This window comes from Mucilaginibacter sp. P2_D11 (assembly GCF_056404435.1).
The window spans coordinates 42,189-54,708 of record NZ_JBFUEA010000014.1 but is presented as its reverse complement, the minus strand read 5'-3'; the positions used below and the strand labels follow the sequence as shown (position 1 = coordinate 54,708).

Annotated in this window: 10 protein-coding genes; 5 read left to right on the top strand and 5 right to left on the bottom strand. The window is 45.1% G+C overall.

The features are described 5' to 3' along the window. Nucleotides 1–227: 227 nt before the first annotated feature. Together AC1DXC_RS20830 and AC1DXC_RS20825 are read right to left on the bottom strand one after the other, a co-directional pair. On the bottom strand, nt 228–623 hold the full coding sequence (locus AC1DXC_RS20830; RefSeq protein ID WP_477461114.1) for a hypothetical protein: 396 nt from the start codon (nt 621–623) through the stop codon (nt 228–230). Nucleotides 624–719: 96 nt separating this feature from the next. Then, the gene (locus AC1DXC_RS20825; RefSeq protein WP_477461113.1) at nt 720–2,501 is read right to left on the bottom strand and encodes a chloride channel protein; all 1,782 of its coding nucleotides are present in this window, start codon (nt 2,499–2,501) and stop codon (nt 720–722) included. A 67-nt stretch (nt 2,502–2,568) separates the two neighbouring features. Here AC1DXC_RS20825 and AC1DXC_RS20820 point away from each other — a divergent pair, with 67 nt between their 5' ends. From AC1DXC_RS20820 to AC1DXC_RS20805, 4 genes are all read left to right on the top strand, one after another. After that, nucleotides 2,569–3,750 carry an AIR synthase related protein gene (locus tag AC1DXC_RS20820; protein ID WP_477461112.1) on the top strand — a complete coding sequence of 394 codons (1,182 nt, stop codon included), beginning with the start codon at nt 2,569–2,571 and terminating at the stop codon, nt 3,748–3,750. Between the two features lie 181 nt (nt 3,751–3,931). Further along, a complete protein-coding gene (locus AC1DXC_RS20815) occupies nt 3,932–4,384 on the top strand; it encodes an SRPBCC family protein (RefSeq protein WP_477461111.1) in 453 nt (150 codons plus the stop codon). Continuing rightward, the gene (locus tag AC1DXC_RS20810) at nt 4,365–4,688 is read left to right on the top strand and encodes an ArsR/SmtB family transcription factor (RefSeq protein ID WP_477461110.1); all 324 of its coding nucleotides are present in this window, start codon (nt 4,365–4,367) and stop codon (nt 4,686–4,688) included. The genes AC1DXC_RS20815 and AC1DXC_RS20810 overlap by 20 nt, the downstream gene beginning before the upstream one ends. 127 nt (nt 4,689–4,815) lie before the next feature. Beyond that, nucleotides 4,816–5,505, top strand: a complete 690-nt coding sequence (locus tag AC1DXC_RS20805; RefSeq protein WP_477461109.1) for a sterol desaturase family protein — start codon at nt 4,816–4,818, stop codon at nt 5,503–5,505. Between the two features lie 18 nt (nt 5,506–5,523). Here the strand turns inward: AC1DXC_RS20805 and AC1DXC_RS20800 are convergent, their stop codons facing one another. The 3 genes from AC1DXC_RS20800 to AC1DXC_RS20790 form a co-directional block, all read right to left on the bottom strand. Then, nucleotides 5,524–6,039, bottom strand: a complete 516-nt coding sequence (locus tag AC1DXC_RS20800) for a GNAT family N-acetyltransferase (protein ID WP_477461108.1) — start codon at nt 6,037–6,039, stop codon at nt 5,524–5,526. Nucleotides 6,040–6,191: 152 nt separating this feature from the next. Then, nucleotides 6,192–7,334: an SMP-30/gluconolactonase/LRE family protein gene (locus AC1DXC_RS20795; RefSeq protein WP_477461107.1), complete on the bottom strand. Its 1,143-nt coding sequence runs from the start codon at nt 7,332–7,334 to the stop codon at nt 6,192–6,194. 36 nt (nt 7,335–7,370) lie between these two features. Then, complete coding sequence (locus AC1DXC_RS20790; RefSeq protein WP_477461106.1) at nt 7,371–10,622, bottom strand: TonB-dependent receptor; 3,252 nt, start codon at nt 10,620–10,622, stop codon at nt 7,371–7,373. 324 nt (nt 10,623–10,946) lie between these two features. Between AC1DXC_RS20790 and lpdA the strand changes: the two genes are divergently transcribed. Next, nucleotides 10,947–12,335: a dihydrolipoyl dehydrogenase gene (lpdA, locus tag AC1DXC_RS20785; RefSeq protein ID WP_477461105.1), complete on the top strand. Its 1,389-nt coding sequence runs from the start codon at nt 10,947–10,949 to the stop codon at nt 12,333–12,335. Nucleotides 12,336–12,520: the final 185 nt, after the last annotated feature.

Here is a 12,520-nt window from a genome sequence, read left to right as displayed (position 1 = left end):
TAGACACGAATTGAGTTTACACGAATTTAATAAACACGAATTTCCGCTAATTGAATCGAATTTCACGAATTTTCAGCTTCGTCCTATTCTTTAGAAAAATTGGACGATAATTCTTAATTCGTGAAAGTCGATTTATTAGGTACACCAAATGTTACTATAGAACGTGAAACTGCTATTTGACTGAAAAGCTCAAGCAAACGAGATTAATCTGCACATTTGAAATCTGATTACATCGGCTCGCCGCCGTCGAAATCGCGTGGTTTGTATTCGTCTTCGGGTTTTTCGGGCAGGCCGAGGGCAAAGGTTGGGTCGGCTTTTAAAACCGAGTTATACTGCACTACGCATAAGCCGTAGCAAAGCACAAATGGGATAATGGTAAGGAACTTATCAGGCTCAACCAGGTACTCGCCAAGGGTGACGGCAAAATAAGCAAGCAGATATGCCATGGGAAAGTAAACGATAAAGTAGCGATAGGCAGGATTTTGGCGCATCGTGAGCAGAAACAAGAGCAATACGTGCGTTTCTAACAAAAGAAAAACCTTAACGCTTTCCCATATAGTGGCGGTTGAACTGGTAAAATTCACCGCCAGGGACATCTCCTGCTCAATGGATGTTTTAGGCATGCCCAATATTAAACTTAATATGATCAGCAGGACTAAATATATCCTAAACGTTATTTTCATTGATGCCCTAATATAGGCTGTTGTATTTAATAATTGCTAATTATGAGCAAATAAATCCGCTTCCTGTTGCTGTTTTATCATTATCGCGCGGTATTTGCTCAACAAGGCCGATTTGCCCACGAAGCCAATAAAACGCCCCTCTTTCATCACCGGCAGTTGCCACACTTCCAGGTTGTCGAATAGTTCCATCACGTGGCTTACGGTATCCGTGTGCTCAATTAATGCAGGCGGGGCAACCATGATATCTGCCACCGTTTCGCCTTCTAAATCGGTGCCGAAAAGGTACCTGCGTATCTCATCCATCCAAATTACGCCCTCCAGTTCGCCATCAACCGTAAGTATCGGGAAGATGTTAGCATCGGTATCGGCCAATATTTGGTGCAGGTTGGCCAGGGGCATCTGCTTATCTATAGCGGTGAATTTTTTATTGATAATTGCATCCAGTACGATATTGTTGAGCATATGATAATCTTGCCCCGGGTGGATATTGTTTTCGTGTACCAGGTGGTGCCAGTACATATTATGCGGATTTGACAACTTCGCGATAATATATGATATAGCCGATACGATCATCAGCGGGATAAACAGCACGTAGCCGCCGGTAATTTCGGCAATCAAAAATATCGCCGTCAGCGGCGCATGCAGTACGCCGCTTAAAGCACCCGCCATACCCACCGCAATAAAATTGCTGGTGTTAAGGTGTATAAGCCCGGTTTGATTTACGCCGAAGGCCACGAATAAACCTAAAAAAGCTCCGGTGAACATGGTTGGTGCAAAGGTACCACCGTTACCACCACTGCCTATGGTGATACCAGCCGCCACAATCTTCATCAGCACCAACCCGGCTATGAATAGCAACATAAGCATTGGGTTCGATAGCGAAGCCCCAAAAAAAGTCTCCTCCTTAAGGGCCTCTATATTGCCGTTCAGTATCTCTTGCAAGTAATGGTAGCCTTCGGCAAAAAGCGGCGGGAATACCATAATCATAAGGCCCAAAATGAGGCCTCCAATTATGGCGCGCACGTAACGGTTCTGGCGCATAAATATGCCTTTCTCTAAGCTACCGCCAACTTTTGCAATGTAAATAGATACCCAGCCGCTTAGCAGGCCCAGCAATACGTAAAACGGCAGCGCGGGCATTACCCAACCCTCGGTTATCAAATGGAATAGCTGGCCCGAATACAATATTTTAGATACCACTACGCCGGTGGCCGATGCAATGAGCAAGGGAATGAATGTGGGGATGGTAATCTCCCCTATCAGTATCTCCAGCGAGAATAACACCCCGGCAATTGGGCTATTGAATACCGCAGCAATACCGGCGGAAGCACCGGCGGCTATCAGCACGGTTTTTTCGTAGGGGCTCAGTTTGAAAAACCGGCCCAGGTTTGAACCCAAGGCTGCGCCCGTGCAAACGATAGGTGCCTCAAGGCCCGCGGACCCTCCGAAGCCAACCGTGAGCGAACTGGTTACCAAATGCGAGTAGATGTTGTTTAATCTGATGCCGGAGCGGTTCTTTTTGATATTGACCAGGATATTGCCAATGCCTTTCTGCATCTTATCGCGGTTGATGAGGTGCTGCCAGGTCACAGTAAGCAGTATGCCAAGCGCAGGCAAAAACACATATATAATATGGTATGGCAAATGCGAGGATATATTGCGGCTAAGCCCTTCCATCAAATGCACCAGGAATTTGAGGGCCACGGCAGCTAATCCGCCAAATAAACCTACCGCTACACTGCAATAAATTAAAAAATTACGTTGCCCGTTAAGGGTGAGGCGCAAGCGGTTGAGTTTATGACTTACAGATTTGAACATAGAAGAGGCGGATGTGGCAAATTAACAATTTTAGCCCGCAAAAGGGTATTAAGCAGTATATTTGCCCATGATTTCTCCGCAAAGATATGATCAACGGGGCGTATCTGCATCAAAAGATGATGTACATAATGCCATTAAAAATATTGATAAAGGAATTTTCCCTAAAGCATTCTGCAAAATTGTACCGGATATATTAACTAACGACGCCGACTATTGCAATATTATGCATGCCGATGGCGCGGGCACCAAATCATCGTTGGCATACACCTATTGGAAAGAAACCGGTGATATTTCTGTTTGGCGCGGCATTGCGCAGGATGCCATCATCATGAACCTGGACGATTTACTGTGCGTGGGCGCTGTAGATAATATTCTGCTTTCATCTACCATTGGGCGCAACAAAAACCTGATACCCGGCGAAGTGATAGCGGCCATCATTAACGGCACCGAAGAGATACTGGCGGAATTACGTGATGCCGGCATCGGCATCTACAGCACCGGCGGCGAAACTGCAGATGTGGGCGACCTTGTGCGCACCATCATCGTAGATAGTACCGTTACCTGCCGTATGAAACGTGCCGATGTAATATCTAACCACCGTATACAACCCGGCGATGTGATAGTCGGCCTGGCATCGTACGGGCAAGCCACTTACGAAAAAGAATACAATGGCGGCATGGGCTCTAACGGCCTTACTTCTGCCCGCCACGATGTTTTCGATAAAACCGTCGCCAATAAATTCCCTGAAAGCTTCGACCCGGCAGTACCTTACGATCTGGTATTCTCGGGCAGTAAAAAATTAACCGACCAAATTGAAATAGGCAATGGCGAAACCGTAACCGCCGGTAAACTGGTACTCTCTGCTACCCGTACCTATGCCCCTATCATCAAAACCATATTAGATAAGTACCGCAGCCAAATAAACGGCATGGTGCATTGCAGCGGCGGCGCACAAACCAAGGTGCTGCACTTTATAGATAACCTGCATATCATTAAAGATAACCTCTTCCCCATCCCACCGCTGTTTAAGCTGATACAGGAGGAAAGCAACACCAGTTGGCAGGAGATGTACAAAGTGTTCAACATGGGCCACCGTATGGAGCTTTACGTACCGGAAGAAATAGTTGCGGACATCATCAGCATATCAGAAAGCTTTGGCGTGCCTGCGCAAATCGTCGGCCGTGTAGAAGCAGCAGATAAAAAGAAGGTTACTGTTACATCGGAATTTGGGGTATTTGAATACGAATAGCCTTTACCGATAACAGATAAATGTTAATTGACCAAGCGTCAATCATTGTAAAGCATCGCGAAAACGCGGTGCTTTTTTGTTTATTTGAGCGACGTACAAAACCACTATTGATTTTTTTTGAAAAAAAATTGCGTAACTCAGAAGTTACTTATATATTTACGTAACTTAAAAGTTACCCATTATGAAACGACACATCAATCACCAGTTCAGCTTCCCGCATCCGCCAGAACTTGTTTGGGAGTACCTCACCAAACCGGAGTTAATGGCATTATGGCTTATGAAGAATAATTTCCAACCGGTAGTGGGTTACGATTTCCAGTTCCGCACGGGGCCTATCGCCAGCCTCGATTTCGACGGTATTTTTTATTGCAAGGTGTTAGAAGTAAAGCCTTTTTCGAGCCTCTCCTATTCTTGGGGCAGCGGCCCGGGCGAGGGCGTAATCACGCTCGATTCGGTAGTGAGCTGGAAACTACAGCCAACCGATAAGGGGACCGATGTAACGCTGGAGCACAGTGGTTTCCACAAGCCCGAGAACGAAGCATTCTACAATGGCTTAAACCATGGATGGGGCGAGAAATTCGACAAAATTGCCAAACTTTTAAATGAGGCACAGCATGACAGCACCAGCGTTTGATGTATTCCAGGTAATAGGCGACCCAAGCCGCAGGAAGATGCTGATGTTGCTTATGACCGATAGCATGACCATCAACAGCCTGGCCGATAACTTTGAAATGAGCCGACCTGCTGTATCAAAACACATCAGAATATTGCATGGAGCAGGGTTTATCAGTATAGAGGATGTGGGCCGCGAAAGGTATTGCACCCTTAAAAAAGACGGGTTCGAAGAAATACAAGCCTGGATTGCCTACTTCGACGAATTCTGGGCATCGAAACTGAAGAGGTTGGAAACGTTGTTGACCAACAGATTGCCAAATTAGCAAGGCATGTAAACCACTATGGCAAAGCCTAAAGCCGCGCTAATTTGCGTGGCTTTAGGCTTTAATTCATGCAGTGCGTTTTATGGATAATTACTGCTATTTTGCGGGATAAATACCCGGTTAAAGCATGTTAGAATTTTTAAAGGGGCAGACTGTTATTGTTTTATGGCTTATTTTTTTGGCAGAGAACCTGCTGGTTACGGCTATTGGCGTATCAACAGGGTGGCTTATCCTTAAACTTGGCAAAAAACCTCTACGGCCGGCTTCGCGTACCGAAATACTTACCTGCATCGGCACTAATATTATCAATACAGCCATAACTTATGCAGGCTTCTGGTTATGGCAAAATGGCTATCTTATTTTTGGTTTCGAAATAAATTGGCGTATCCTGCCCGATTTTTTGCTGCTTTTCCTGGCGATGGATCTGGCTATGTACGTACTACATTACGCCATCCATCAAATGGCCCTCTATAAAGTAATCCATCGTTTCCATCATCATTACCGCAACCCTATCCCTATCGACCTGTTCGTGCTCCACCCCTTAGAAACGCTCAGCTTCGGTAGTCTATGGTTGTTTACGCTTGCGTTGTACCACTTCAATTTCTACGCGGTGCTTATTTATCTTAGCCTGAACGTAGTATTCGGTATTATAGGTCATTTAGGCGTAGAGCCGCTGCCCGCTAAACTGCGCAACAGCTATCTCCTCAAATACCTCGGCACCTCATCGTTCCACCATAACCACCATACCGATATTAACCACAATTTCGGTTTCTACACCAGCATTTGGGATAGGATATTTAAAACTTACAAAGCGTAGGTAAGACAGCTGCTTATTTTAAGCGAGCATTTCTAACAATGCAAAAGCACCATCCTTGTAATGCAGCGGCATGCCGGGTTCGTAGGCTATGGTGGTGTCTTTAATAAAGGTAAAACCGCAGCTTATGTAATAGTTGATGAGGCGGTCGTTACCCGCACCTGTATCTATACGTATAAGCGTCAAATTATTTTCCAGCGCATATTCCCTGGCCCACGCTATGATATGTTTGACAAGATTAAGCCCACGCGCCTGCTGGCCGGTAGCTATGCGGTGAATATACATAGCGTGCGTATCGTCGTTCAGCTCCTGCCATATTTCAGGATCGCTAAAGGTGAGGCAAAATACGCCCACGATGTGGCCATCTGCCAATATTTTATAATGCCTGGCCTCGTTAATTTCCCTTTCTATCTGTTCGGCCTTAAAGCCATACCAATGGTTGTTGCCCACTTGTTTTTGGTAAGCTATGGCATCATCATACAGGGGGAATACTGCGGGGATATCTTGGAGCGTAGTATGTAGTATTTGGATTTGCATAGTAAGGTGTGGTGTTTATTGATATAAAGATTGGCCTTACCAGGCTTTTACAGGAACAGGCTTTTTAAAGCTAACACCCCAGGTGAGTGAGCTCCAAAATCAAAAAGCCACGGTATCGCTACCGTGGCTTTTATACAGTTAAAAAAACTGAATTATTTTACTTTCTGGATCATGTTACCCTGTGTGTTGGCAACATAAACAGTAGTAACACCGGTACCATCAGTGGTAGTAGCAACACCGGATGGGCTGTTAAATGGCGTAATAAGGCTTACATATCCGCTACCTGCTACAGATGTAACTGCACCCGCAGGGGTAACTTTACGTAATAAGTTATTGGCGGCATCGGCCACGTACAGGTTGCCTGTTGCATCAATTGCAATACCACTTGGGTGATTAAAAGCTGCTGCAGTACCGGTACCATCAGCAAATGCTGCCTGGCCGCTACCGGCTAATGTAGTAACATCACCGGTTGCAAGTGCAATTTTACGGATGGTATTGTTGTTGGCATCAGCTACGTAAAGGTTGGCACCTGTAGCATCTAATGCCAACGCGCGCGGGCCGTTGAATAAAGCGGCTGTTCCGTTACCATCGGCATTACCAAGGCCTTTACCCGCTACAGTAGTTATAACACCTGTTGTGGCAATTTTACGGATACGGTTGTTGGTGTAATCTGCAACGTAAACGTTACCTAAAGCATCAACGGCTAAACCCGCAGGGCCGCTAAAACGCGGATTGATAGCCGCAGCAGTTGCGGTTGCAGGTATAACTGCGTCGTTGTTACCTGCGTTTCCGCTTACGCCTGCGTAAGTAGTAACCTTACCCAGATCCGGGCCGGCTGCCAATACAATCTTGCGGATAGTGTTGTTACCAAAATCTGCAACGTATAAATTTGATGCAGTAGCATCAAGCGCAACACCGGTTGGGCCGTTGTAAGATGCAATTGCACCTATAGTTGTTGCATTGCCACTACCAGATGTTAAAGTACCCGATAATACAGATACTACACCTGCTGCGGTGATCTTGCGGATCATGTTGTTACCCTGATCGGCAACGTAAACGATACCCGCTGCATCAATTGCAAGAGCATTAGGGTAAGAAAACGAAGCTGCAGTAAGTCCTGCACCGTTTGATGAACCAAACGCACCGGTGCCGGCAAATGTTGTAACCACACCAGATGTTGCAATAGGTGTTGGCGGCGTTACAACCATCTCATCATCTTTACAGCCGGTAAAAACCAGGGCCGAAAGTGAAACTGTGGCTATAGCTAATGAGCTTATAAATTTATTTCTTTTCATATAGTTAAATATTTTTAATCAACGTCTGTTAAGGTATTAGTTAAATATGTACCTCAAGCCGAACTGTGCCTGCCAGCGCGAAGACTGCGATACACCGTTACCCCATGTAGTAGTAAGCGGCGTTTGGCTGTTAGCGTCAAAGTAAGGGAATGAATAGGTAGGTTTACCGGTAGCAGCATCAATACCTTTATAGGTCAGCAACAGGTTCCTGTTGGCAAATTTGAAGTTACCCCAGTTTCTGTAAAGGAAGTTACCCAGGTTAATGATGTTGAACTCAAACTGCAAAGTATTTTTGATTTTACCAGTAGTTTGGTATAAGTCCTGGGTGAAGTTAAAGTTAACAAGGTGAAAGTATGGCAATACTAAGCCATTTCGCTCAGCATATTTACCACGGCGTTTGCTCAGGTATGGATCTTGGTTGATATAAGCATTTAACTGCGAGTAAGTTTGAGCGATGGTACGAGGGTCAGTTGCGTTATCTTTTACAAGTAAGATATCATTTGCATCTTTAGGTATGTAAATAAGGTCGTTGCTTGTCTGTCCATCGCCGTTAACGTCACCGCTATATGCGTAAGAAGTAGAACCAGCGTTAGCAGCTTCGTAAGTTAAACCTACCGATGTAGATAAGTGGCCTAAGTACGCTTTTTTGTAAGAAACAGCAGCAACAACACGGTTTGGCTGGCGGAAGTTAGTGTAAGAAGCTACATCAGCATTCGGGTCGCCTGCAACTACACGGTCTCTCCAGGTAGATTGGGCAATAGAACCGCCGTCGTTAACCGAACGGGCATCTGAGTAGGTATAAGCCACCATGAAATACAGGTCCTTGAAAGTGCGCTGTAACTGGCCGGTAATGTTATAAGCATACCCTTTTTTAGTATTTGTTAACAATATGGCATCGGTAATATTTGGTGCAGCAGCAGTGTTGCCTGCGCCGCCGTTTATAGATGGATAAACGGTAGTGTTGCTGTAACGGAAGCGGTTATCGCTACCAACCAAAGCAGCACCGGTGGTAGGCAATGCTATGTTTTGGTAAAGAATAGCATTCAAATCTTTCGAATAGCTGCCTTCTAAGGTACCGATGATACCGAATGGTAACTTCTGATCAACACCTACGTTTACCCTGAAGTTCGAAGGAAATTTGAAATCCCTTGCAGTGATAGCAAGGTTGTAAGAGGTATTAGCTAAAGGAGTACCCGGAGTCGGCACAGGTCTGTAGGCATTCACATCCGGTTTAAATACCAAACGTGGATCACCCGGTGTCGTTACTGTGTACGAACCAAATTGTACACCGTTATTACTCGCCTGGTTAGAAATATACACGTACGGCACGGGCCCCTGGAAAATACCGGCACCACCACGAATCTGGGTTAAGCCTTCGCCGTTAACATTCCAGTTGAAACCAACACGCGGAGATATCTGCAATGCTGCTTTAGGGAATTGGGCGGTGTTAACCTTGTAACCATCTCGGAAACCGGTTAGGTTGGCGGCGTCTGCGTTGAACTGACTTTGGGTATTGTAACCCGGCATATCTAAACGCACGCCGTACGTCAACTTAAAGTTGTCTGTAGCCTGCCATTTATCCTGTAAGTAAAAGCCAATTGTATAAGCTTTGGTAACTGCAAAAGGGAAAGATCCGTCCTGCAATGCAGAGTATTGCAGAGCTGAACGTACAGCCGGCTTACCAGTGATAAAGTCGTCGATGCTGTTAAAACGGTACAAACCGTTGTAGTTGGGCGCAAAACCGTTTTTGTACTTGTTATACTCGCCAGTTAAACCAATGTTAATTTCGTGTTTACCAGCAAAGTAAGTGAAGTTATCACTAAACTGGTAAGTATCGGTATTTAACAAGTTGTTAGCAGTAAAAGGCTCGTAACCAAATGAGGTTAATGTACTTGTACCTGCCGCGTTCAGGATATCAACAAGCGGGAACGCCCCACCACCCGGTGAAGAACGGAAATCGCGCAGTGCCTGGTAGCCAACCGTTAATTTGTTAGCAAATTTGCTGCTGATACGAGTGTTCAACTCGGCTATGCCAATGTTAAAATTGTTGTTGATGGTGTAGTAGGATGAAAAGAAAGGCAAACCAGTTAAGCCTGGGCTACGTGAGCCCTGAGCACCTGAACTGCTTGGAGGTACATCGCGTAAAGATTTCAGGTAGAAATACTTTAACGATAAGGTGTTGTTCTTGTCTATGTTCCAGTCTAACTTAGCCGTAACTTTATCAGAACGGGTGCGCAGCTGATAATTTTCAAAAGCGCCTGCGTCGTAACTGTAGTTGGTTTTCAAGAAATCCTTCAATTTGTTCAAATCATCGTATGAAGCTTGCGAAACGCTTCCGCCTGATGCCTGGCCAGCGCGCAATGCCGTAAATGAAGTAGCAGGGTCGCTAATTCTTTCCTGCTCGCCAGATACGAATAAGAACAATTTGTTTTTAATGATAGGCCCACCTAAGCTGATACCGCGTTGTGTATAGTTAACAACCGGCTTTGCAACATCAGCTGTAAGCGCATGTAAACCTACTAAACCGGCAGTACGTTTGTAAAGGTAAACAGTACCTTTAAATTCGTTGGTACCGGATTTGGTTACGGTGTTAACGCTGGAACCTGCGAAACGGCCCTGGGTAACATCAAACGGGTTAACAGCAACCTGTATCTGCTCAATCGCATCAAGCGAAATTGGCTGCGAGTTTGCCTGGCCACCCAATGTACCCGATAAACCGAAAGAGTTGTTAAACAAGGCACCGTCAACAGTTACGTTGTTACCGTTACCGTTACGACCACCAAAACTACCGTTTGACCCTGCTGATGGAGTCAGCTTGGTGTAATCCTGGATAGACCTGTTGATGGTTGGTAAGCGGTCGATCTGGTTACGGGTGATAATTTCCTGTGAACCCGTACGAGAGTTGTTAATTACCTTGTTTTGAGTGCCGGTAATCCTTACTTCGCTTAATGAAGTGCTGGTTGGCAATAATTTGGTATCAATTCTAAACTCCTGGCCCAATGATAAGGTAACATCATTTTCAATCTTAGAATTAAAGCCGATGAAAGAGAATGTAACCGTGTAAGGCCCGCCAATACGTAAGTTGGGCAAGTTGTAACGGCCATCCACACGGGATACTGTTGCGTAGTTGGTACCGGTTGGGGTATGTAAAGCCGTGATGGTAACACCCGGCAATGGCAAACCTTTCTCGTCAACTACAGTTCCTGATATACTACTTGTTGTTTGCTGTGCAAAGCTAACAACCGTTGTAAACAGGGCGAAAATTAATAGAAGTAAATGCTTCCTCATACGCTGTTTTTTTTTAATTTTAACTGTTAAGTGATTAAATTCGAGGACAAAGATAGGCAATTGCCTCATTGCCAATGTTAAGTTAGTGTTAACAATAATTATATATTTTTCAACATTTTACGCACTTCACAGCTAATAATGAAAGCGTGGGTAATTTTTAGTATAATATTTACATTATTAAGACCGTTTGCATCACCCATGGTTGTGCGATTTTGCCACGCCATGTTAAATTATCATGGCAAACTCCTAAAAATGCCGTTTTTTTTCATTTCACCGCTTTTTACTTAGCTTTGGCATTCAAAATCAAAAAAGATATATAACTATATGGACTACGATTTAATTGTTATTGGTTCGGGCCCGGGTGGCTATGTGGCCGCGATACGTGCATCACAGCTGGGTTTAAAAACCGCTATAGTAGAAAAAGAATCCTTAGGCGGCATATGCCTCAACTGGGGCTGTATCCCTACCAAGGCTTTATTAAAAAGCGCACAGGTTTTTGATTATTTGAACCATGCTGCTGATTATGGCATCAAAACCAGCGGCGGCGAAGTTGATTTTGAAGCCGTAATAAAACGCAGCCGTGGCGTAGCCGATGGCATGAGCAAAGGCGTGCAGTTTTTAATGAAGAAGAACAAAATCGATGTTATTATAGGCTACGGATCGCTTAAAAGCAAAGGCACCGTATCTGTTAAAATAGCAGACGCCAGCACAAAAGATTTTACCGCTAAACATATTATTATAGCAACAGGCGGCCGCTCGCGCGAGTTGCCAAACCTTAAACAGGATGGCAAAAAAGTAATTGGCTATCGCCAGGCCATGATACTGCCCCAGAAACCAAAATCGATGGTGGTGGTAGGCTCGGGCGCTATCGGCATCGAGTTTGCTTATTTCTATAATGCTATCGGCACCAAAGTTACCGTAGTAGAATTCCTGGATAACATCGTACCGCTTGAGGATGAAGAAATATCAAAAGGCCTTGCCCGTATATTAAAGAAACAAGGTATCGCCATCATGACAGCTTCTACCGTAGAATCTGTTGATACCAATGGCGATGGCTGCCGCGTAAACGTAAAAACCGCTAGCGGCAATATCGTTTTAGAAGCTGATGTAGTATTATCGGCTATCGGTATCTCAACCAACATCGAGGGCATAGGGCTGGAAGAAAACGGCGTAAAAACCGATAAAGGCAAGGTATTGGTTGACGATTACTACCAAACCAACGTTGAAGGGGTTTATGCCATTGGCGATATCGTTAAAGGCCAGGCATTGGCTCATGTAGCATCTGCCGAGGGTATCATCTGCGTAGAAAAAATTGCAGGCCACCACCCTGAGCCATTAAATTACAACAACATACCGGGCTGTACTTATTGCTGGCCCGAAGTTGCTTCGGTAGGCTATACAGAGAAAGCTGCTAAAGAAGCAGGTTATGAGATTAAAGTAGGCAAGTTCCCGTTCTCTGCATCGGGTAAAGCCAGTGCTGCAGGCGCAAAAGATGGTTTCGTGAAACTCATCTTCGATGCTAAATACGGCGAGTTCCTGGGTGCGCACATGCTGGGTGCCAACGTTACTGAAATGATTGCCGAAGTAGTTACAGCCCGCAAGCTGGAAGCTACCGGCCACGAGATCATCAAATCGGTACACCCTCACCCTACCATGAGCGAAGCCGTGATGGAAGCCGCTGCCGACGCATACGGCGAGGTAATACACTTATAAGATAAAAAAATCTTGATACTAAAGCCGCACCGGGATAACGGGTGCGGCTTTGTTGTTTTGATGCCCCGTTAGGGGTTAAAGCTTTGTAACAATGCATATAATGACAAATTGCGCCGTAGGTGCAATACAATATTTAGCAATAGGTTACATATCAGCGATTGTGTTGCCCCTACAGGGCAATATCA